The 20,488-nt window shown below is 64.5% G+C and carries 20 protein-coding genes; 7 read left to right on the top strand and 13 right to left on the bottom strand.

Going from position 1 to position 20,488, the window contains the following annotated elements; all coding sequences use genetic code 11:
• Positions 1 to 125: 125 nt before the first annotated feature.
• The 12 genes from erpA to pmbA form a co-directional block, all read right to left on the bottom strand.
• Positions 126 to 497, bottom strand: coding sequence for an iron-sulfur cluster insertion protein ErpA (erpA, locus tag HV681_RS24045; protein ID WP_063951957.1), 372 nt, complete (start codon positions 495 to 497; stop codon positions 126 to 128).
• Between the two features lie 86 nt (positions 498 to 583).
• Positions 584 to 1,333, bottom strand: coding sequence for a DUF6776 family protein (locus tag HV681_RS24050; protein ID WP_175125469.1), 750 nt, complete (start codon positions 1,331 to 1,333; stop codon positions 584 to 586).
• A 42-nt stretch (positions 1,334 to 1,375) separates the two neighbouring features.
• Positions 1,376 to 2,440 (bottom strand): N-acetyl-gamma-glutamyl-phosphate reductase, encoded by a 1,065-nt coding sequence (gene argC, locus HV681_RS24055; RefSeq protein ID WP_175125472.1) that lies wholly within the window; start codon positions 2,438 to 2,440, stop codon positions 1,376 to 1,378.
• A gap of 193 nt (positions 2,441 to 2,633) precedes the next feature.
• Positions 2,634 to 3,026 carry a 30S ribosomal protein S9 gene (gene rpsI, locus HV681_RS24060; RefSeq protein ID WP_008163098.1) on the bottom strand — a complete coding sequence of 131 codons (393 nt, stop codon included), beginning with the start codon at positions 3,024 to 3,026 and terminating at the stop codon, positions 2,634 to 2,636.
• 9 nt (positions 3,027 to 3,035) lie between these two features.
• Positions 3,036 to 3,464, bottom strand: coding sequence for a 50S ribosomal protein L13 (gene rplM / locus HV681_RS24065; RefSeq protein WP_056564379.1), 429 nt, complete (start codon positions 3,462 to 3,464; stop codon positions 3,036 to 3,038).
• A 290-nt stretch (positions 3,465 to 3,754) separates the two neighbouring features.
• Positions 3,755 to 4,465: an ABC transporter ATP-binding protein gene (locus HV681_RS24070; RefSeq protein WP_175125474.1), complete on the bottom strand. Its 711-nt coding sequence runs from the start codon at positions 4,463 to 4,465 to the stop codon at positions 3,755 to 3,757.
• Positions 4,462 to 5,250, bottom strand: coding sequence for an ABC transporter ATP-binding protein (locus tag HV681_RS24075; protein WP_175125476.1), 789 nt, complete (start codon positions 5,248 to 5,250; stop codon positions 4,462 to 4,464). The genes HV681_RS24070 and HV681_RS24075 overlap by 4 nt, the downstream gene beginning before the upstream one ends.
• On the bottom strand, positions 5,243 to 6,118 hold the full coding sequence (locus HV681_RS24080) for a branched-chain amino acid ABC transporter permease (RefSeq protein ID WP_175125479.1): 876 nt from the start codon (positions 6,116 to 6,118) through the stop codon (positions 5,243 to 5,245). The genes HV681_RS24075 and HV681_RS24080 overlap by 8 nt, the downstream gene beginning before the upstream one ends.
• Positions 6,119 to 6,121: 3 nt before the next feature.
• Complete coding sequence (locus tag HV681_RS24085) at positions 6,122 to 7,003, bottom strand: branched-chain amino acid ABC transporter permease (RefSeq protein WP_056564389.1); 882 nt, start codon at positions 7,001 to 7,003, stop codon at positions 6,122 to 6,124.
• 168 nt (positions 7,004 to 7,171) lie between these two features.
• Positions 7,172 to 8,326 carry an ABC transporter substrate-binding protein gene (locus HV681_RS24090; RefSeq protein WP_175125481.1) on the bottom strand — a complete coding sequence of 385 codons (1,155 nt, stop codon included), beginning with the start codon at positions 8,324 to 8,326 and terminating at the stop codon, positions 7,172 to 7,174.
• 254 nt (positions 8,327 to 8,580) lie between these two features.
• Complete coding sequence (locus HV681_RS24095) at positions 8,581 to 9,675, bottom strand: TRAP transporter substrate-binding protein (RefSeq protein ID WP_175125483.1); 1,095 nt, start codon at positions 9,673 to 9,675, stop codon at positions 8,581 to 8,583.
• Positions 9,676 to 9,871: 196 nt separating this feature from the next.
• Positions 9,872 to 11,236 (bottom strand): metalloprotease PmbA, encoded by a 1,365-nt coding sequence (gene pmbA, locus HV681_RS24100; protein WP_175125485.1) that lies wholly within the window; start codon positions 11,234 to 11,236, stop codon positions 9,872 to 9,874.
• A 58-nt stretch (positions 11,237 to 11,294) separates the two neighbouring features.
• Here pmbA and yjgA point away from each other — a divergent pair, with 58 nt between their 5' ends.
• The 6 genes from yjgA to HV681_RS24130 all read left to right on the top strand — a co-directional run bounded on the left by yjgA (position 11,295) and on the right by HV681_RS24130 (position 16,284).
• A complete protein-coding gene (gene yjgA, locus HV681_RS24105) occupies positions 11,295 to 11,846 on the top strand; it encodes a ribosome biogenesis factor YjgA (RefSeq protein WP_175125487.1) in 552 nt (183 codons plus the stop codon).
• Between the two features lie 19 nt (positions 11,847 to 11,865).
• Positions 11,866 to 12,540: an alpha/beta hydrolase gene (locus HV681_RS24110; RefSeq protein ID WP_175125489.1), complete on the top strand. Its 675-nt coding sequence runs from the start codon at positions 11,866 to 11,868 to the stop codon at positions 12,538 to 12,540.
• A gap of 382 nt (positions 12,541 to 12,922) precedes the next feature.
• On the top strand, positions 12,923 to 13,927 hold the full coding sequence (locus HV681_RS24115) for an ABC transporter substrate-binding protein (RefSeq protein WP_175125491.1): 1,005 nt from the start codon (positions 12,923 to 12,925) through the stop codon (positions 13,925 to 13,927).
• Positions 13,927 to 14,742 (top strand): ABC transporter ATP-binding protein, encoded by an 816-nt coding sequence (locus tag HV681_RS24120; RefSeq protein ID WP_056564409.1) that lies wholly within the window; start codon positions 13,927 to 13,929, stop codon positions 14,740 to 14,742. Before HV681_RS24115 ends, HV681_RS24120 begins: the two co-directional genes overlap by 1 nt.
• A gap of 3 nt (positions 14,743 to 14,745) precedes the next feature.
• Positions 14,746 to 15,582 carry an ABC transporter permease gene (locus HV681_RS24125; protein WP_175125493.1) on the top strand — a complete coding sequence of 279 codons (837 nt, stop codon included), beginning with the start codon at positions 14,746 to 14,748 and terminating at the stop codon, positions 15,580 to 15,582.
• 9 nt (positions 15,583 to 15,591) lie between these two features.
• Positions 15,592 to 16,284 (top strand): cysteine hydrolase family protein, encoded by a 693-nt coding sequence (locus tag HV681_RS24130; protein ID WP_175125495.1) that lies wholly within the window; start codon positions 15,592 to 15,594, stop codon positions 16,282 to 16,284.
• A gap of 75 nt (positions 16,285 to 16,359) precedes the next feature.
• Here HV681_RS24130 and HV681_RS24135 read toward each other — a convergent pair whose 3' ends face one another.
• Entirely contained in the window at positions 16,360 to 18,798 is a 2,439-nt protein-coding gene (locus tag HV681_RS24135) for a bifunctional acetate--CoA ligase family protein/GNAT family N-acetyltransferase (protein ID WP_175125499.1), read from the bottom strand.
• A 134-nt stretch (positions 18,799 to 18,932) separates the two neighbouring features.
• Here HV681_RS24135 and gltX point away from each other — a divergent pair, with 134 nt between their 5' ends.
• A complete protein-coding gene (gene gltX, locus HV681_RS24140; protein WP_175125500.1) occupies positions 18,933 to 20,339 on the top strand; it encodes a glutamate--tRNA ligase in 1,407 nt (468 codons plus the stop codon).
• The last annotated feature ends 149 nt before the right edge of the window (positions 20,340 to 20,488 follow it).

Raw genomic sequence — 20,488 nt, forward strand, 5'->3', positions numbered from 1 at the left:
GGTGCCAGGCCCACCGTAGGGACGCAGCGCATCGCGCGCAGAATCCCCGCCGCGCGCCAAGCGCCGCCCCAATGCAAAAAGCCCTTCGGAAAACCGAAGGGCTTTTTCCTTTCCTGCCTTGGCGATTACACCGAGAACGAGGAGCCGCAGCCGCAGGTGGTGCTGGCGTTGGGATTGCGGATGACGAACTGCGCGCCTTCCAGGTCTTCCTTGTAGTCGATCTCGGCGCCGACCAGGTATTGGAAGCTCATGGGGTCGACGAGCAATTGCACGCCGTCCTTGTCCAGCACGGTGTCGTCTTCGTTGACGACTTCGTCAAACGTGAAACCGTACTGGAAGCCGGAACAGCCGCCGCCCTGGACGAATACGCGCAGCTTCAGTTCGGGGTTGCCTTCTTCGGCCAACAGGTCTTTCACTTTGGCGGCAGCCGAGTCGGTGAACACCAGGGGAACAGGCGGGGGGGCCTGAAGGTCGACGGTTTCGGTCACTGCATTCATGGTTCACTCCTGGCCGAATCGGCCATATTTCAGTGAGCGGCGTCGCCGCTCGTATGGTGTCACTATAGCGCAGGGCTTGACCAGACTCAAAGTTCCAGTTTGACACTGCGCGATGCGCGGACGGTTTCACCCTCGAGGACGCTAACGGTCACACTTTCGGGGACAAATCCCTCGGGCACGGCCAGGATGCCCTGGCTGCGCTGGTATTGGTCGAACTGCAGGGCAAGCGAGGCGGCAGCCAGGTTTTCGCCCGTGGCCGTGACGGGACCGGTTTCGGCCTTGACCTGCATGGGCGCGAGGTCGACGGTGACGGTTTCGCCCTTGAGCACGCCTGTGGCCTGAAAGCGCAGGGCGCCCGCGAAGGGCGTGCCGCCATTGCGGCCGCTGCGCATCAGCAGCACCTTGTAGCGCAGACCGCCGCCTTCGCGGTCGATCTGTACGCCTCGGATGTCCACAGACCCCTCAGGACCGGGCGGCAGCAGTTGCTCATAGAACGCGAGCTGGTCGCGTACGCGGCCGACTTCGGCTTGCGCGGCGTGGAGCTGGGTTTCGAGTTCCTGGCGGGCGGATCGTTCGATGACCAGTTCGCCGTCGGCGGTATCGAGTTGGCCGCGGATGTAACGCAGCTGCGTGGCCTGCTGGCGCATGGCCTCGTCCTGGGCTTCGGCCTGCTGGACGCTGATGACCACGGCGTCCTGCGGACGGTAGAGGTGCCGCGCGTGAAAGAACCCGGCGGCGCCACCCGCCAGCACGCCCAGCAGCAGCATCGCGCAGAGACGCACGATGGCGCCATGACGGGCGCGAGGCGGGGAACTGACTGGCGGATCTGCAGGCATAAAGAGCAATATTGGCGGCCCGCCGAGCGGGCCGCCCTGGCCTTACGGCAGGATGGCGACCTGGTCGAGGCCGACCGTTTCAGGGATGCCGAACATGAGGTTCATGTTCTGCACCGCCTGGCCGGCGGCGCCCTTGACCAGATTGTCCTGCACCACCATGACGATCAGCAGGTCGCCGTTATCCGGGCGGCTGAGCGCGATGCGCAGGTTGTTGGAACCGCGCACCGAACGCGTTTCGGGATGGCTGCCGGCAGGCATGACGTCCACGAAGGGCTCGTCGGCATAGCGCTGCTCGAACAGCGCCTGGAAGTCGGTGTCGCGCGCTTCGGGCTTGATGCGGGCATAGATGGTGGAGAACATGCCGCGGATCATCGGCACCAGATGCGGCACGAACGTCAGGCCCACCTTGCCGCCGGCCAGCTTTTCGAGCTGGGCGGAGATCTCGGGGTGGTGACGATGGCCGGCCACGCCGTAGGCCTTGAAGTTGTCGGAGGCTTCGGAGAACAGCGAGCCCACTTCTGCCTTGCGGCCCGCGCCGGACACGCCCGACTTGCAGTCGGCGATCAGCGTTTGCGTATCGACCAGCGCCTTGCCGCCTTCAAGCAGCGGCGCCAGGCCCAGCAGCACCGTGGTCGGGTAGCAACCGGGGTTGCCGATGACGCGAGCCTTGGAGATGGCTTCGCGGTTCAGTTCGACCAGGCCGTATTGCGATTCGGCCAGGATGTCCGGGCAGGTATGGGGAATCTTGTACCAGCGCTCGAACGTGGGAATGTCCTGCAGGCGGAAGTCGGCGGCCAGGTCGATGACGCGGGTGCCGGCGGCGATGAGCTCTTGCGCCTGCGCCATGGCCACGCCGTGCGGCGTGGCAAAGAAGACGACGTCGCAGTCGGTCAGCGAGGCCTTTTCCGGGGCCGAGAAGGCAAGCTTCACACGGCCGCGCAGGTTGGGATACATGTCGGCGACGGGCAGGCCGTCTTCCTTGCGGGACGTGATGGCAGTCAGTTCCACGTTGGGATGCTGCGACAGCAAGCGCAGCAGTTCGACGCCGGTATATCCGGTGCCGCCGACGATACCAACCTTGATGCGGGTGTTCGATGCTTGGGCCATGATGGATGCTCTTCGGAGAACGAATGACGATTGTATCGCTCGGGAAACGGCGGATTGCACCGGCGTGCCGGATTTGGCACTGCAAACCTTTTTTCCGACCGGGCGGGTGGCGCGGAGTTCCGCGCGGGGCCGGCGATGACGCATTGCCGGCCCAAAAACAAAAAGCCCGCCGAAGCGGGCTTTTTGCAGGGCATTAACGCTTGCTGAACTGCTTGCGACGACGCGCCTTGCGGAAGCCGACCTTCTTACGTTCGACTTCACGGGCATCGCGCGTGACGAAGCCAGCTTGCGACAGCGAGGGCTTCAGCGTGGCGTCGTAATCGATCAGGGCACGCGTGATGCCGTGACGGATTGCGCCGGCTTGGCCGGTTTCGCCGCCGCCGTGCACGTTGACCTTGATGTCAAACGATTCCAGGTGGCCGGTCAGTTCCAGCGGCTGGCGCACGACCATACGGCCGGTTTCACGAGCGAAGAACTCGTCGACGGGCTTGCCGTTGACGACGATCTTGCCAGTGCCCTTCTTGATGAAAACGCGAGCCACCGAAGTTTTGCGACGGCCGGTTCCGTAATTCCAGTTACCGATCATGGCGTTTCCTTAGAGATCCAGCGTCTTGGGCTGCTGGGCGGTATGCGGGTGCTCGGCACCGGCATAGACCTTAAGCTTCTTGATCATGGCGTAGCCCAGAGGACCCTTGGGCAGCATGCCCTTGACGGCCTTCTGAATGGCACGGCCGGGAAAACGCTCTTGCATTTTCTCGAAGTTCGTTTCACGGATACCGCCCGGGTACGTCGTGTGGCGGAAGTACTTCTTGTCCTTCGCCTTGGCACCGGTAACAACGATATCGGACGCGTTGATGATGACGATGTAGTCACCGGTATCAACGTGAGGCGTGAATTCAGGTTTGTGCTTGCCACGCAGACGACGTGCGACTTCGCTGGCCACACGACCGAGGACTTTGCCCTTGGCGTCGATCACAAACCAGTCACGTTGGACTTCATGCGGCTTGGCCACAAAGGTCTTCATGATGGTTCCTAAGAATAAAAATTTGCTCTGGCCGGAACATCCCGCCAGTGTTCTTTCCCAAACTAGGCCGCGTATTGCAGCGCTTTGGCCACAAACTGCAGCCCTTAATCGCCCCCCGCCTAAGCGTTATGAATCCGCCCGTGCAAAGGTCAAAATGAGGGAAAGCCTGAAATTCTAACACGGTTGCTCAAAAAATGGGCAAGCGGAAAGAATTCGGGTGACTTGCGGCTGGCCGCCACCAGACGGCAGCCGCAATTTGGATAAGGGGACAAATGATGCCCCCTGCACCGTCAGGCGCCCAGGTAGGCTTCCAGGACGCGGGGATGGCCCAGCAGTTCGCGGCCGGTGCCCTTCAGCGCCAACGCGCCGTTTTCAAGCACGTAGCCGTGTTGCGCGATCTTCAAGGCCTGGCGCACGTTTTGCTCAACGAGGAACAGCGTGAGGCCGTCGGCATTGATGGCGCGCAGCGAACGGAAGATTTCCTGAACCACGATCGGCGCCAGGCCCATCGACGGTTCGTCCAGCAGCAACAGGCGCGGCTTGGCCATCAAGGCGCGGCCGATGGCCAGCATCTGCTGTTCGCCGCCGGACAGGTTGCCGGCCATGCCATGGATCCGTTCCTTCAGGCGCGGGAACAGGTTGAAGACGTATTCCAGATCGGTGGCGACGTTCTTCAGGCCGCGGCGATAGGCGCCGAGTTCCAGGTTTTCCAGCACCGTCATGGTGGTGAGGATGGCCCGCCCTTCCGGCACCTGCACGATGCCGCGCGCGACCAGCTGGTTCGGCGCGAGGTTGGTGACGTCTTCGCCCTCGAAGAGGATGCGGCCGCGCGCTTTGGGCAGGAGGCCCGACAGCGCCAGCAGCGTGGTCGACTTGCCGGCGCCATTGGCGCCGACCAGGGCGGTGATTTCGTTGGCGTTCAGGTCCAGGTCGATGCCGCGCACGGCTTCGATGTGGCCGTAGTTGACCTCGAGTCCGCGGACTTCCAGCATGGCGCTCATTTGGCGGCCTCCGCTTGTTCGGTGTCTTCGTCGTCTTCGCGGCCCAGGTAAGCCTCGATGACCTGCTCGTTGTTGCGGATTTCCTCGGGACCGCCGCAGGCGATGATCTTGCCGAAGTTCAGCACCGCAATGCATTCGCACAAGCCCATGACGAAGCGCATGTCGTGCTCGATCATGAGGATGGTGTAGCCGCGGTCGCGGATCGCCAGGATCTCGCGCATCAGTTCGGCGCGTTCGCCGGTGTTCATGCCGGCGACGGGTTCGTCCAGCAGCAGCAGCTTGGGCTCGGTGGCCAGCGCGCGCGCCAGCTCCAGGCGGCGCTGTTCGCCGTAGGACAGGTTGTCCGCCAAATCGTTGGCCTTGTGATCCAGGCGCATCCACGTCAGCAGTTCATGTGCGCGTTCGCGGGCGCGCTGCTCGTGCTCGCGGTAGCCGGGCAGGCCCAGCAGCAGGCTGGGGAAACCGTAGTTCATGTGGCGATAGGCGCCCACGACGACGTTTTCCAGCAGCGTCATTTCCTTGAACAGACGGATGTTCTGAAACGTGCGGGCGATGCCCATGCGCGTGATGCTGTGCGGCTTCTTGCGCAGGACGCTTTCGCCCTGGAACGTGATGGAGCCGCCGCTGGGCGGCAAGAGGCCGGTGATCAGGTTGAAGACCGTGGTCTTGCCGGCGCCGTTCGGGCCGATCAGGCCGAAGATGGCGCCTTCGGGCACGGACAGGCTGACGTCATGCAGCACATGCAGGCCGCCAAAGCTCTTGGAGACGGAGGACAGCTCAAGCATGACGCTTCCCTCCCTGGCGGCTTTGACGCATCCAGCGCTTGAAGCGCGCCGGATCCCAGATGCCTTGCGGCAGGAACAACACAATCACCACCAGGATCACTCCATTCGCGATCAGGCGCAGATCCGCAAATCCGCGCAGCAATTCAGGCAGCACCGTAATGATGAAGCTGCCGATCACGGGACCGGCCAGGCCGCCGATGCCGCCCAGGATCGCCATCGTCAGGATTTCGACGCCACGGTCGAAGCCGTATTCGTTGGGACCGATGAAGAACGTCAGGTGCGCGTTCAACGCGCCAGCCAGGCCGGCGATCATGGCGCCGGCAACAAAGGCCAGCATCTTGTTCGAACGCACGTTGATGCCCATCAGGCCCGCCGCCGTCTCGTCGCCACGGATGGCGTCGAAGGAGCGGCCGATCTTGGAAGCACGCACGCGCCACAGCACGAACAGCACGATGATGACGGCCAACAGGACGTGCCACCACTGCGTGAGTTGCGGGATGCCGTTCAGGCCCAGCGCGCCGCCGGTGAGGGACTCGGTGTTCAGGATGGTCACGCGGACCACTTCACCGAATCCCAGCGTGGCCATCGCCAGGTAGACCCCGGACAGCCGCAACGTCGGCAGGCCGATCAGGGCCGCCACCAGCGCGGGCGCGGCCATGCCGCCAGCCAGCGCCACCGTGAACGGAGCGTCGTAATTCATGGTGAGCAGCGCGGCGGTGTAAGCCCCGATGCCCATGAAGGCGGCGTTGGCCATGGCCAGCATGCCGCAGGCCAGCGTCAGCCAGATGGAGAGGGCCAGGAGTGCATTGGTGCCAAGCGTCAGCACCAGGTTGCCGTAGATGGCCCAGAAATTTTCGAATCCGCTCATACCTTAAGCCTTGCGTTGAACCACTTTGCCGAACAGACCTTGCGGGCGGACCAGCAGGATCAGGAACAGCAGGCCGAAAGCCACCGCGTCGCGCATGGTGGAGCCGATGTAAGCCACGGACAGCACCTCGGCGAAGCCCAGGAAGAGACCGCCCAGCATGGCGCCGCGAATGTCTCCCATGCCGCCCAGGATGATGACCGCGATGCCCTTGTGCAGCATCGGCTGGCCCATCAGCGGGAACAGCGCGTTCGAGTACAGCCCGATCAGCACGCCGGCCACGCCGCCCAGAGCGGCCGCGGCGAACGAGGTGGTGATGAACAGCTTTTCGACGTTGATGCCCAGCAGCCACGCGGCCTTGGGCGATTCGGCAATGGCGCGCAGCGCGCGGCCGAACTGCGTGCGGCGCATGACGTACATCAGCACGGCCATCAGCGCGAACGACAGGAAGATGATGCCCAGTTCGATGACGGTCAGGTGCAGGCCGGCGACTTCGATGACTTCCTCGGGCACGGTGCCGTGCGGGAAGCGCAGGTTGCTGGCGCCAAAGATGCTTTGGGCGCCGTTGTTCAGGATGATGCCGACACCGATGGTGGCGATCATGGGAATCAGGTGGGGTGCGTTGCGCTTGCGCAGCGGCTTGAGGACCAGGTAGTCGATGATGACCCCGGTGAAGCCGGCGACGAAGAACGCGACCATCAGCGCCGCCCACAAGGGCAGGCTGAACTGCTGGACCACGACAAGTGCTGCGTAGGCGCCAACCATGAAGACGGCGCCATGCGCCAGGTTGATCACCCCGAGCACGCCGAAGATCAGCGTGAAGCCCAGCGCGAACAGTGCATACACACAGCCCAGCGACAAGGCATTGACGAATTGTTGTTCGAACATGATGGGACTTTCCAGATCTGAGAGGGCCACCTCGCTGTGCCCACAGCGAGGTCTTTTCTGCTTCCGGGGAAGCTTTTTACTTGGGACGGCCCTGCGATAAAAAGCGCCTTGCAGACGGCCAGCAGGCCATCCGCAAGGCGCATCCCCCCGCGCGGGGATGCGTACTGCTTACTTCTCGATGACGTACTTGCCGTCCTTGGTCACGCTGACGATCGGCGCCTGGTCGGCGTCGTAACCGGCCGGCTTGCCGGCGCGGTCGGTGGCCTGGCGGAACTTGAACGGGCCGGTGGCGCCGGTCCAGGTCACGGACGGCAGGGCATCGCGCAGAGCAGCGCGGTCCTTGGCCAGTTCGCCGGTGATCTTGGTGTTCTTCAGGGCCTGGGCAACGATGTACATGGCGTCATACGACTGCGCCGCGAACTGGTCGGGGGCATTCGTGAACTTGGCCTTGTAGGCGTCGATGAACTTGACGTTCTCGGGGGCCTTGTTCTCGATCGACCACGGGCTGCCGATCCAGAGATTGTTCGACGCGCCGCCGGGGGCCAGGTCGAAAATCTTGACCGAGTTCATGCCGTTGCCGCCGATGACCGGCACGTTCAGGCCGAGTTGGCGGGCCTGGACCATGATCGGGGCGCCTTCGGCCAGCAGTGCGGACAGCACGATGGCGTCGGGGTTGGTGCCCTTGATCTTGGTGAGCTGGGCCTTGAAGTCCACGTCGCCCTTGGCGAACGTTTCGGTCGTGGTGACCGGGATCTTCTGGTCTTCCAGGGCCTTCTTGAAGTTGTCGTAGCCGCTCTTGGTGAAGACGTCGTCGTTGCCGTAGAGCACCGCCACGTTCTTCAGGCCGGTCTTGGCCTTGACGGTGGAGATGGTGGCGGGCAGCACGTCGGCTTCGGTGACCGAGTTGCGGAACACGTAGTTGCCGATGGAGGTGATGCCGTCAGCGGTGTTGGAGGTGCCGAAAGCGACCGTCTTGGCGGCCTGGGCGACCGGGTCGGCGGCCTGGGCTGAGTTAGACAGGGTGGGACCGAAGACCATCAGGACGTTGTCCTTGAAGATCAGCTTCTTGAAGACGTTGATGGCTTCTTCTTTCTTGCCTTGTTCGTCTTCGATCACCAGGACGATCTTGTTGCCGTGGATGCCGCCTGCGGCATTGATTTCATCGGCAGCGAGCTGGAAACCGTTGCGGATCGACACGCCGTACTGGGCGGCGCCGCCGGACAGGGCTTCAGCCACGCCCAGCTTGATGTCGGCAGCGTTGGCGGCCGGGACGATACCGGCGGCGATCAGCGCGGCCAGCAGCTTTTTGGTCTTGGATTGCATGGTTGTTACCACCTTAAAGTCTGTCTCGGAATATTGGTAATCCGGGCTGATGTAATCCTGCCGGATTGACGTCGATGCCGCCTAAAGGCCGCATGTATGCGCGTCAAGACCCGGGATATTACTCCTTTGTATCAGGCCGAAACTCGAATGCCGTTCAACAAAAGCCTCAAAACCGCCCATTTTTTTGTAAAAAACGTGTGGTTACTAGCACAAACCCTGAAACTCACCGAATGCCATTCGGCACCGGCTTCCTCCTAACTCCTGGCCGACAGCGCCACGCCCAGGTACTGGCCGAACGCGCCTTCGGTCAGGCGAAACCACGGCATCTCGCTGTCGCGAAAGCCCATGTAACTATCATGCAATGCCTTGAATCTGGGGTCTTTGGCGCTCAAGTCCTTGTAGACCTGCTGCGATGCTTCAAACGCGGCGTCCATGATTGACCGGGGGAATGCGCGCACTTGCGCGCCATTCGAGGTTAATTGCGCCAGCGCCTGCGGATTGAGGGCATCGAACCGCGCCGTTGCCGAGGTGTGCGCAGCCAGCGCGGCGGACTGCACGACGGCCTGGTAGTGCTTGGGCAACTGGTTCCAGACCTCGTCGTTGATATAGAGCGACAGCTGTTCGCCGCCCGCCCACCAACCAGGTGCGTAGTAATACTTAGCTACTTTATTCAGTCCAAGCTTGGCATCTTCATACGCGCCCGCCCCCGCCACTGCCTGCAGGCCCTCTTTTTCGAAGAGCTCGGCCAGCTTGGCCAGATCGGCCTGCTGGGGGACAACGCCCAGACGGGACAGCACGTCGCCGGCCAAGCCGCCGACTCGCATCTTCAGGTCTTTCAGGTCGCCGGTGCGCTTGATTTCCTTGACGTACCAGCCGCCCATCTGGGCGCCGGTGTTGCCCAGCGGAAAGTTGATGATCTTTTCGGGCTTGAAGAGTTCGCGCGTCAGGCGCAGGCCCTCGCCTTCGCTCATCCAGGCGTTCATCTGGCGCGCATTCAGGCCGAACGGCACGGCCGCGTCAAAGCTGAACGCGGGATTCTTGGCGTAGTAAAGGCGCGAGGAGACGTGGCCGCACTCCACCTTTTTGGTGGACACGGCTTCCATGAGGTCGGCGGCGGCAACGACTTCGCCGTCGGGGAAGTGGCGGATGTTGAACTTGCCGCCGGTGGATTCGGCAACGAACTTGCAGAAGTTTTCGGCGGCGCCGACGCGCAGGTCCAGGGCGCTGGGAAAGCCTGAAGACAGGCGCCAGCTCACCGAGGGCATGTCCTGGGCGAACGCGGGCGCACTGACGGCGGCGCCAGCGACGGCGCCCAGGCTGGCGCGCTTCAGGAATGAACGTCGTTGCATCACTTTGCTCCTATACGGCAACACCCGGGACTTTGAGCAATACCCGCCGGATATTACACGGTGGCAATGGCCGGAACGGCTAGAGGAAATCCCGAGCGTAAAGGGGTTGCAATGCGCGGGATTGCCATGCGGGGGGATTGCCAAGCGGACAAATGCAGGAACCCGGCGGCGCATTGCGCGCCGCCGGCTCGCGGGATCAGATTCCGGCGATTGCCATCTGCTCGATGAGGATCGAGCCGGTGGTCTTTGTGCCGCGCGAGATCGTGTCGGCGCCGATCGCGACGATCTGCTTGAACATGTCGGCCAGGTTGCCGGCAATGGTGACTTCCTGCACGGCATGCTGGATCTGGCCGTTTTCGACCCAATAGCCGAAGGCGCCGCGCGAGTAGTCGCCCGTCACGTAGTTGACGCCCTGCCCGATCAGTTCGGTGACGAGAAAGCCCGTGCCGAGCTTCTTGAGCATGGCTTCGAAATCGTCGCCGCGGCGGGTCTGCGTGGAGCTGAACACCAGGTTGTGCGAGCCGCCGGCGTTGCCGGTGGTGGTCATGCCCAGCTTGCGGGCGGTGTAGGACGACAGGAAATAGCCTTCCAGCACCCCGCCCGACACCACGTTGCGGCGGCGCGTGCGCACGCCTTCGTCGTCGAACGGCGAGCTGCCCATGGCGCCGCGGATGTGCGGATCTTCGACCAGATTGATGTGCTTGGGAAAGAGCGGCTTGCCCAGCGAATCCACCAGAAAACTGGCCTTGCGGTACAGCGCGCCGCCGTTGACGGCCTGCGTCAGCGCGCCGACCAGGCCAAGCGCCAGCGGCGCCTCGAACAGGACCGGAAACTTGCCGGTGCGCACGCGCCGGGCCGACAGGCGCGACAGCGTACGTTCGGCGGCGTAGCGGCCGATGGCTTCGGGCGAAGCCATCTTGGCCGGATCGCGCTCGGACGTGTACCAGTAGTCGCGCTGCATGCCGTTGCCGCGGCCCGCGATGGGCGCAACCGACAGGCTGTGGCGCGAATACGGATAACCGCCCAGGAAGCCGCGCGTGTTGCCCATCACGAACTGGCCTTCGTACGTGCCAACCGTGGCGCCATCGGTGTTGGTGATGCGGGGATCGACCTCGCGTGCGGCGCGCTCGGCGCGCAGCGCCAGTTCGGCCGCTTCCTCGGTGGAAACGGTCCAGGCGCGGTGCAGGTCCAGATCGGGAAATTCGGTGGCCAGCTGGTCGGCGTCGGGCAGGCCGGCGGCCGGGTCGGCGGCGGTATGGCGGGCGATGTGCCAGGCGGCTTCGACCGTCTGGCGCAGGGCGGCCTCGGAGAAGTCGGACGTCGACGCGGAGCCGCGGCTTTGGCCGGCGTAGACCGTCAGGTCCAGCGCCCGGTCGCGCGTCTGCTCAACGGTTTCGATGTCGTTCTTGCGGACCGAGACGGACAGTCCCAGGCTTTCGGAGACTTCCGCGGCGGCGTCGGAAGCGCCGATCTGGCGCGCGTAGGCCAGGGTTTGTTCGACAAGTTCGGAAAAACGCGCGTGATTCGCCGCCAGCGGCAAGGATGAGGAGGTTTTAACCATTGCAGTCCAATTTGCAGAGACGGTTATCATAGCCAAGTCTGTCATTGCGCAGTTTTCCATGAATTCCCATCCCCAAGAAGATTCCGTCGACGACGGTTACGACGAGAACGGCTACGACCGTCCCAGCAAGTCCCAGGTCAAGCGTGAGATGCACGCCCTGTTGGACCTGGGCAAGCAATTGATCGCGCTGTCGCCCGAACGTCTGAAGCAACTGCCGCTCGAAGAACGGCTGTACGAGGCCATCCGCATGGCCCAGCGCACCACCGGCCGCGAGGGTTTGCGGCGTCAGGTCCACTTCGTGGGCAAGCTGATGCGCGACGCGCCGGCTGACGTCATCCGCAAGCAGCTCGACGTCTGGGAGAACGGCTCCCGCGAGGAAACGGCCGCCATGCACCGCCTTGAAGGGCTGCGTGACCGCCTGCTCGACGACGACGACGCCCTGACCCGCCTCCTGACCAACAACCCGCAGGCCGACGTGCAGCAATTGCGCACGCTGATCCGCGCCGCGCGCAAGGAAAAGCTGGCCAACGCATCGCTGTTGCAGGGCCAGGAGCCGCAGAAGAAGCACTATCGCGCGCTGTTCCAGGCGCTCAAGACCCTTACCCTCTGATATCCCCAACAGCCCGTCCATGACCGCACCCGACCTGCTCGACTGCATCGAGATCGAAACCGCTCCCAACCCCACGCACGCCGTGATCTGGCTGCACGGCCTGGGCGCCGACGGCAACGATTTCGCGCCCATCGTGCCGGAGCTGCGCCTGCCCGCCGGGCGTGGCGTGCGCTTCGTGTTTCCGAATGCGCCGGTTCAACGGGTCACCATCAACAACGGCATGTCGATGCGTTCCTGGTACGACATCCTGGTGATGGATCTGGTGCGCGTGGAAGACGGCCGCGGCATCCGCGCCTCTGAAGCCGCCATCCACCAATTGATCGCGCGTGAAAACGCACGTGGCATCCCGACGTCGAACATCGTGCTGGCCGGGTTCTCGCAAGGCAGCGCGATGACCCTGCACACGGGTCTGCGCCTGAAGGAGAAGCTGGCCGGCATGATGGCGCTGTCTGGCTATCTGCCGCTGCTGGACACCGCAGAAGCTGAGCGTCAGCCTGCCAACAATGCCACGCCTATCTTCATGGCGCATGGCCAATACGATCCGGTGGTGTCGCTGGCGCGCGCCGAAGCGTCGTTGGCGGAGTTGAAGCGCCTGGGTTACGACGTACGCTGGCACACGTACCCAATGCCGCACTCGGTCTGCGCCGAGGAAGTGGCGGACATTTCGGACTTCCTGAACGAAGTGCTGGTCTAGCGCAGCACGGGCCGGGAACGAAAACGGGCGGCGTGCAAGACGCGGCTCGTGTTCCTGGCTGATGGGCGCGCCGGCATTGCGCGCCTACGATGGGATGAGCCCTGCCCCGTCACGATTCAAATCTGAAGCGGCTCAAAATCTTATTTTGTATACCAACTGGTATTCCAGCCTTGCATTGTCCCGGCTCGGAGGGCTTGCGTCCATAGAGAAAAACGCCAATCTCAAAACGCTTGTCGCCTCCTTATCTTGAATATAGTATTCGATCCAAGCCTTACCGGCCCGGGCCTTCTCTGTTCGGGCTTCCCTGTTGTTGCAGTCGATCCATCCCATTGGCCGTGTTGCGCCGATCCGTCGGCGCATTCAAGACGCAGGAGAAAGTCCCGTGAAGACCTTGCCCTTGCCCCGCCTGGCAGGCGCGGCGCTGCTCGCGCTGCTTGCCCCTCTGGCCGCTCAGGCCGAAGCCCTGAACCCTCCCGTGAAGGTGCGCTACGAAGAAGTGGTGCGATCGATCCTTTACGTGCCGAAGTATGTCGCGCTATCGCAGGGCTATTTCAAGGACGCCGGCCTGGACGTGTCCATGAAAACCTCGCAAGGCACCGACAAGGGCATGACCGCCCTGCTGTCGGGCAGCGCGGACATCGTGCTGATCGGGCCCGAGGCGTCCATCTACGTGCAGAACAGCGAATCACCGGTCAAGCCCAAGATCTTTGCCGGCCTGACCGCCACGGACGGCTTTTTCCTGCTGTCGCGCAAGCCGGTCGACAAGTTCGACTGGTCCATGCTCAAGGGCAAGGAAGTGATCGGCTTTCGCCCGGGATCGAATCCCATCGTGTTTCTGGAGACCGCGCTGCGCAAGCATGGCCTGGATCCTCAAAAGGACGTGAAGCTGCTCAACAACATCGGCATCCCCGCGCGCGCCGGCGCCTGGATGGCGGGCCAAGGGGAGTACGGCATCTTCCTGGAACCCGAGGCCGGCGAACTGGTGCGCAACGGCAAGGGGCACATCGTCGCGTCCGTGGGACATGAAGTGGGCCAGGTGGACTACACGGTCTTCACCGCCACCGACAAATACATCCGCGACAACCCCAAGGTCATCCAGGCCTGGACCGACGTGGTCGCGCGCGCCGAGAAATACGTGAAGGACACGCCCGCCGCCACGCTGGCCCCGCAGATCATGACCTTCTTTCCCGGCATGGACCAGGCCGCGGTGACCGAGGCGATCGAACGCTACAAGCAATATCAGATCTGGAAGACCACGCCGCTGGTGACCGCGCAGGCGATGACGCAACTGCAGGACATGCTGGTGGCCAGCGCCGTGATGAAGGACACCGCCCGCGTCAAGTACGAGGACGTGGTGATCGCCGACTTTGCCAAAAAGGCGCAATGATGGGCGCCGCCATCCATAACCTGAAGCCGGCGCCCGCCACGGCCAAGATCGAACTGCGCGAGGTCTGTCTTTCGTACTTCACGCCGGAAGGCGAGACCGAGGCGCTGTCCAACGTCTCGTTCAGTCTGGCGCCGGGCGAGTTCGTCAGCCTGATCGGGCAAAGCGGCTGTGGCAAGAGCACGCTGCTGTCGTTGATCGCGGGTTTGATTCCGCCGACCTCGGGCGCGGTGCTGGTCGACGGGCAGGCGGTGACCAAGCCGAATGCCCGCATCGGCTACATGCTGCAGCAGGACTATCTGTTCGAATGGCGCACCATCCTGGACAACGTGATGCTGGGCGCCGAGATCCAGGGGCGGCGCGACGCGCGCAGCGAGGCGCGCGCCGTGCACCTGCTTGAAAAATGCGGCCTGGGCGCGTTTTTGTCGCACACGCCGCGACAGCTGTCCGGCGGGATGCGTCAACGCGCGGCGCTGGCGCGCACGCTGGTCACCGAGCCCGACGTGATCCTGCTGGACGAACCGTTTTCGGCATTGGATTCGCAGACGCGGCTGGCGATTTCCGACGAAGTCGTGGACATCCTGCGGCGCGAAGGCAAGACGGTGGTGCTGGTGACACACGATATCGGCGAGGCCATCGCCATGACTGATCGCGTGATCGTGCTGTCGCGCCGGCCGGGACGTTTAAAGAGCCAGTACCGCATTCATTACGGCGACGGCCAGGTCCGACCCACGCCGTTCCAGGCGCGCTCGCGGCCGGAGTTCAACACCTACTTCAAACAGCTCTGGGACGAGCTGGATGTTCACGTGGAGGGCTGACCCATGAACGCGCCGATTGCCAATACCGTTCCGCTGCGCGCCGTGCCCGGCCCCAGCGAGAAATACCTGAACTACCTGCGCCGCGACCGCGCGCGCCGCCGCAACATCCGCATGGCCCAGGCGCTGCTGCTGGTGGTCTTTCTATGCGCGTGGGAAATCCTGCCGCGCATGCACATCGTCAATCCGCTGCTCACCAGCTATCCCAGCGCGCTGTGGCCCACGTTCCTGGAACTGTGGAACCACGGCAGCCTGGGCAAGCACATCATGACGACGCTGTCGGCGACGCTGGTCGGCTTTGTGCTCAGCATGGGCATCGGGATCGTGGTGGCGGCCGCACTGTGGTGGTCCGACTTTCTGTACAAGGTGCTGGACCCCTTCCTGGTGGTGGCCAACGCCATGCCCAAGATCGCATTCGTGCCGATCTTCTATCTGTGGCTGGGTTCCGATTACGCGGTCTACGGCATGGCGGTGGCCATTGCGGTGTTCGTGACCATCATGGTCGTGTACGCGGGATTCCGCGGTATCGACCTGAACAAGGTGAAGCTTGCCCACACCTTTGGCGCCAGCCGTTGGCAGGTGCTGACCAAGGTCGTACTGCCGGGCAGCGTGCCCACGATGATCGCGGCCGTGAAGATGAACATCGGCCTGGCGCTGGTGGGCGTGATCGTGGGCGAGTTCCAGTCGGCGGATTCGGGATTGGGCTTTCTCATCATGAACGGCAGCCAGGTGTTCAAGCTGAACATCGTCATGACCGCCATCGTGATGCTGGCGCTGATTTCCAGCGTCATGTATCTCATCATCTACCGCGTCGAGTCCGCCGTGGCGCGGCGTTACGGCTAAGGAGGAAGCATGGAATTCCCCCACTGGGTGAAGGATCGCGTCGTGGCCCGTCAGGGCTGCCTGCATCCCTATGACGAACTGCCGGCCGCGCGCACCGCGGTGGTGGTGATCGACATGCAGCAGTATTTCGTGATGCCGGGTTATCAGGGCGAATGCGCCCCCGCGCGCGAGATCATCGACCCCATCAACCGCCTGTGCGGCGCCGTGCGCGATGCGGGCGGGGTCGTGGTGTGGGTGCAGACGGCGTCGGACAACGCGGACGTGTTCTGGTCGCATCATCATGGCGTGATGCTCACGCCCGAACGCAGCGCCCGCCGCCTGGAGACCCTGCGGCGCGACTCGCCGGGCTTTGCGCTGCATCCGGACCTGCACGCGCAGGCCACGGACCCGCGCGTGGTCAAGCGCTTTTACAGCGCCATGGCGCCGGGTTCGTCGGAATTGGAACCGCTGCTGCGCGGGCTGGGCGTGGATACGCTGTTGATATGCGGCACCGTCACGAATGTGTGCTGCGAATCCACCGCGCGCGACGCAATGATGCGGGACTTTCGGACCATCATGATCGACGACGCGCTGGCCGCGGTGACGCCGGCGGAACACGAAAACGCACTGCACGGCTGGATGCTGTTTTTCGGCGACGTCCTGTCGGTGGACGAAGCGGCCGCGCGGCTCAAACCCGCGCAGCCGTCGCGCCGGACCGCCTGAAGCGTCCCGGCGCGACGGGTGACGGGTCCAGACCCGGGCCCAGCCCAAGGTCCAGACCCGGATCCTGAATCAGACTCAGCCCAGGTCCAGCCAGACCCGGCGCATCGTCGGATCCTCGGGATCGCGATCGTTCGTGAATCCCAGGCTGGTCATCAGCGCCAGCATGGGCCGGTTCGTCGACAGCACCAGGCCGTCGATGTATTCCAGACCCTGCTCGCGCGCGGCGTCGATCAGCGCGGTCATGAGCTGACGTCCCAACCCGCGCCGTTGCCAGTCGTCGCCGATCACCAGCGCGTATTCCGCGCCCCGCCCGTCGGGATTGCGCAGGTAGTGTGCAAAGCCCACCAGCACCTCGCGCGGATGGCCACGATTGGCGGGATTGGGCACCTGCGTCGCCGCCACCAGGGCGAGTTCGCGGTGATAGTCCACCTGCGTGTAGCGCGACACCATGCGCGGCGTGAGTTCGCGCATCATCGACACGAACCGCATGTAGCGCGACCGCTCCGACAGGCCGCGAATGAATTCCTGCAGCGCCTCGCCGTCTTCGGGGCGGATCGGGCGCAGCACCCACGGGATGCCGTCATCGAACCGGCGCACCTGCACCAGCCGAGCCGGATACGGGTGGATCGCCATGTGCGGGTAGCCCGTGGTCTGCGGCGAAGCGCAGCCCGGCGTATCGGTCAGCGTCATGCGCAGGCCGCCGGCGCGCAGATGCGTTTCGCCCGCATAGAGCGGGTCGATGTCCAGGGATTCGATGTCGGGCAGTTCCGACACCAGCTCGGACACCAGCACCAAGGTTTGCTGCAGCGCCTCGGCAGCCAGGTGGCCGACCCGGGGGGCCAGCACGCGTCGCCACAGCCTGCTGCGCTCGATGAGTTGGCGCGCCAGATAGCCGTTCAGCGGCGGCAAGTCCATGCCGCGCTCGGCCAGCGACAGCACCGCGTCCGGCCCGCCCGCGCCAAAGCGGATGACAGGGCCGAATTGCGGATCGCGACGCACGCGGATCGCCATGGGCCGTGATTCGGCGTCGGCTGCCGATGGTGCGGCCGCGTCGGACAACGGCACATAGAACAGCCCCAGCAGCGTGCGGATTTCAGCAGTATTCAGTTCGCGCCGGCAATCGGCGCGCACGCGCGCAACGATTTCGCGCGCCGCCGCCAGGTCCGGCACGTGGCTGGCAGGTTCGGGCGGCTGCGTCTGCAACAGCAACTGCTGGTTGTAGTGGTGCGACGCCAGCACGCCGAACGCGTCCGCGGCCGACTCGGGCGTGCGGAACGCCGACGTGCCCGCATCGTCCAGCATGCGCCGCAACGGCCGCATGCCGGCATCGCCCATGAAGCAGGTCACCACGGGTTTCTTGGCGGACGGCGCGATCTGCGCCAATTCGCGCGCCACTGCGGGCATGTCGGCCAAGGCGTCGGGCGCCAGCAGCACCAGCACGCCGTCCACGCCGGCGTCGTCCAGGACGGCCTCGAGCATGGCGCGGATGCGCTCGGGCGTCATCGGCAGATAGGTGATGACGGGGTTGGCGGTGCCGGCGTCGGGCTCCAGCATCTCGGCCAGCGCGCGCTGCGTGGCGGGCGCCAGGTCGGCGCGCAGGACGGCGGCGTCGGGGCCGATCAGATCCATGGCGAGCTGCGGGGGTCCGCTGCCGTTGGAGATAAGCGCCACCCGGCGGCCCTTGGGGCGGCGTGTGTAGCCCAGCACCTTCACGGCCGAGAAGAGCTGCACGAAGTAGCGCACACGCACCGCGCCAGCCCGGCGCAGCGCCGCATCGAAAACGGCGTCGCTGCTGTCGGCATCGGAGCGGCCGGCCTTGAGCACGATGACCGGCTTGATGCTGGCCGCGGCCCGCAGCGTGCTCATGAACTCGCGGGCGGGCCCGACGTCTTCCAGGTAGAGGACGATGCTGTCCGTGCGCGGATCGCTGGCCAGGTAGTCCAGCAGCTTGGGCAGGCCCACCACGGCTTCGTCGCCCAGCGACACGGCGGTGGAAAAGCCGATGTGCACGTCCTCGGCCCAGTCCATGACGGCGGCCATGATGGAGCGCGACTGCGCCACCAGCGCCACGCGGCCGCTGCGCGCCAGAACCGGGTGCTGGCTGAAGTTCAGGCCCGCGTGCGGCCGCTGCGCGCCGAAGGAGCGCGGCCCCAGCAGTTCGCAGTGGTTTTCCTCGGCCCAGGCCCGGCACAACGCCAGCGTGCCGCGCGGGTACGGGTCGGGCAGTTCGTGCGGCAGCAGGATCACGGCGCGGGGCGACAACGGCGCCAGGCGGCGCAGCGTTTCGGGCAGCACGGCAGGCGACACGCAAACCAGGGCCAGATCAGGCCGGTCGCCCTGGGCCAGGCCTTCAAGCCTGTCCGGCAGGTCGGGGGCTGCGCCGGGTTCGACGGCGACAACCGTGGTCTTTGTCTTCAGGGAGGGAGAGAGGGAACTTGCCGCGGGCAGCGGCCGATCGGCCACGATCACCAGCGAGGCGGGTTCGAACATCGGCGCAAGAGCGTGTCTCAACATGGGGAGGTCGGGCCAGGGCCTGTTCACACTAATCTAAAATAGCGTTCATCGTATCAAGACAAGCCCGCTGTCCGCTTGATGAGGACACTGCCCGACGCCGCTTTGTGGCGCCGCAGCCGCTAACACTGCCACCTATGACTTCCAACGCCACTACTCCCATTCGCACCCGCTTCGCGCCCTCGCCCACCGGTTTCCTGCATTTGGGCGGCGCGCGCACCGCGCTGTTCTCCTGGGCCTTCGCGCGCCACCACAAGGGCACCTTCGTGCTGCGCATCGAGGACACGGACGTCGAGCGGTCCACGCCGGAAGCGGTGCAGGCCATCCTGGACAGCATGGAATGGCTGGGCATGCAGCCGGACGAAGGCCCCTTCTACCAGATGCAGCGCATGGACCGGTACCGCGAAGTCGTGGCCCAGATGCTGGCCGCCGGCACCGCCTATCACTGCTACAGCTCGCCCGAAGAAGTCGAAGCGATGCGCGAGGCCGCCCGCGCCCGCGGCGACAAGCCGCGCTACGACGGCACCTGGCGCCCGGAACCCGGCAAGACGCTGCCCGCCATCCCCGAAGGCCGCAAGCCGGTGGTGCGCTTCAAGAATCCCCAGGACGGCGCCACGTCCTGGAACGACATGGTCAAGGGCACGATCAGCTTCGACAACACCGAGCTCGACGACCTGATCATCGCGCGTCCGGACGGCACGCCCACCTATAACTTCTGCGTCGTGGTCGACGACTGGGACATGGGCATCACGCACGTGTTGCGCGGTGACGACCACGTCAACAACACGCCCCGCCAGATCAACATCCTGCGCGCGCTTGGCGCCACCCTGCCGGAGTACGGCCACGTGCCGATGATCCTGGGCCCGGACGGCGAAAAGCTGTCCAAGCGCCACGGCGCGGTCAACGTCATGGAGTACGACAACGAGGGCTATCTGCCCGAAGCCATGATCAACTACCTGGCCCGTCTGGGCTGGAGCCACGGCGACGACGAGCTCTTCTCGCGCGACCAGCTCGTGTCGTGGTTCGACACCAAGCATCTGTCCAAGTCCGCGTCGCAGTGGGATCCCAAGAAGCTGAACTGGGTCAATGCCCACTACATCAAGCAGATGGACAACGCCGAACTGGCCGAACGCGTCGCCACGCGCGTGGCGACGCGCGGCGGTTATCCCGAGCAGATCGACCTGCCGGGCGTCATGGGCCTCCTGAAGGACCGCGCCGAAACGCTGGAACAACTGGCCGACGGCGCCATGCTGTTCTGCGGCGAATTCAAGGGCGCCCCGGCGGAGCTGGCCGAACAGCACCTGACCGCGCCGGCCCGCGAGGCGCTGGCCGATTTCGCGCAGCGCGCGCAGGATGCGGAGTGGACGCGCGAAGCGCTGTCCGCGCTGATCAAGGGCGTGCTGGCCGACCGCGGGCTGAAGATGCCGCAACTGGCCATCCCGCTGCGCGTGGCGGTCACCGGTCAGACGCAGACGCCTGCGGTGGATGCGGTGCTGGCACTGCTGGGCAAGGAAACCGTGCTCAAGCGGCTGTCGGCGATTTGAATCCGGGTGTCAGACACTCTCCGAAAGCCTACTGCCCAGGTGTCTGACACCCTGATATGGTCGCTGTCGTCAATAGGAATGGTTTGCTGGTTGGAAATCAGTGACACGGGGTGATGCGACACAAGCCTGCTGCTGCGACGATAGATCAG

Source organism: Achromobacter animicus, from assembly GCF_902859585.1.
Classification (GTDB): Bacteria; Pseudomonadota; Gammaproteobacteria; order Burkholderiales; family Burkholderiaceae_B; genus Achromobacter; species Achromobacter animicus.

Excerpts from the sequence above, each read along its gene's own strand:
- erpA (WP_063951957.1), bottom strand. The coding sequence starts at position 497 with ATGAATGCAGTGACCGAAACCGTCGACCTTCAGGCCCCCCCGCCTGTT.
- HV681_RS24050 (WP_175125469.1), bottom strand. The coding sequence starts at position 1,333 with ATGCCTGCAGATCCGCCAGTCAGTTCCCCGCCTCGCGCCCGTCATGGC.
- argC (WP_175125472.1), bottom strand. The coding sequence starts at position 2,440 with ATGGCCCAAGCATCGAACACCCGCATCAAGGTTGGTATCGTCGGCGGC.
- rpsI (WP_008163098.1), bottom strand. The coding sequence starts at position 3,026 with ATGATCGGTAACTGGAATTACGGAACCGGCCGTCGCAAAACTTCGGTG.
- rplM (WP_056564379.1), bottom strand. The coding sequence starts at position 3,464 with ATGAAGACCTTTGTGGCCAAGCCGCATGAAGTCCAACGTGACTGGTTT.
- HV681_RS24070 (WP_175125474.1), bottom strand. The coding sequence starts at position 4,465 with ATGAGCGCCATGCTGGAAGTCCGCGGACTCGAGGTCAACTACGGCCAC.
- HV681_RS24075 (WP_175125476.1), bottom strand. The coding sequence starts at position 5,250 with ATGCTTGAGCTGTCCTCCGTCTCCAAGAGCTTTGGCGGCCTGCATGTG.
- HV681_RS24080 (WP_175125479.1), bottom strand. The coding sequence starts at position 6,118 with ATGAGCGGATTCGAAAATTTCTGGGCCATCTACGGCAACCTGGTGCTG.
- HV681_RS24085 (WP_056564389.1), bottom strand. The coding sequence starts at position 7,003 with ATGTTCGAACAACAATTCGTCAATGCCTTGTCGCTGGGCTGTGTGTAT.
- HV681_RS24090 (WP_175125481.1), bottom strand. The coding sequence starts at position 8,326 with ATGCAATCCAAGACCAAAAAGCTGCTGGCCGCGCTGATCGCCGCCGGT.
- HV681_RS24095 (WP_175125483.1), bottom strand. The coding sequence starts at position 9,675 with ATGCAACGACGTTCATTCCTGAAGCGCGCCAGCCTGGGCGCCGTCGCT.
- pmbA (WP_175125485.1), bottom strand. The coding sequence starts at position 11,236 with ATGGTTAAAACCTCCTCATCCTTGCCGCTGGCGGCGAATCACGCGCGT.
- yjgA (WP_175125487.1), top strand. The coding sequence starts at position 11,295 with ATGAATTCCCATCCCCAAGAAGATTCCGTCGACGACGGTTACGACGAG.
- HV681_RS24110 (WP_175125489.1), top strand. The coding sequence starts at position 11,866 with ATGACCGCACCCGACCTGCTCGACTGCATCGAGATCGAAACCGCTCCC.
- HV681_RS24120 (WP_056564409.1), top strand. The coding sequence starts at position 13,927 with ATGGGCGCCGCCATCCATAACCTGAAGCCGGCGCCCGCCACGGCCAAG.
- HV681_RS24125 (WP_175125493.1), top strand. The coding sequence starts at position 14,746 with ATGAACGCGCCGATTGCCAATACCGTTCCGCTGCGCGCCGTGCCCGGC.
- HV681_RS24130 (WP_175125495.1), top strand. The coding sequence starts at position 15,592 with ATGGAATTCCCCCACTGGGTGAAGGATCGCGTCGTGGCCCGTCAGGGC.
- HV681_RS24135 (WP_175125499.1), bottom strand. The coding sequence starts at position 18,798 with ATGTTGAGACACGCTCTTGCGCCGATGTTCGAACCCGCCTCGCTGGTG.
- gltX (WP_175125500.1), top strand. The coding sequence starts at position 18,933 with ATGACTTCCAACGCCACTACTCCCATTCGCACCCGCTTCGCGCCCTCG.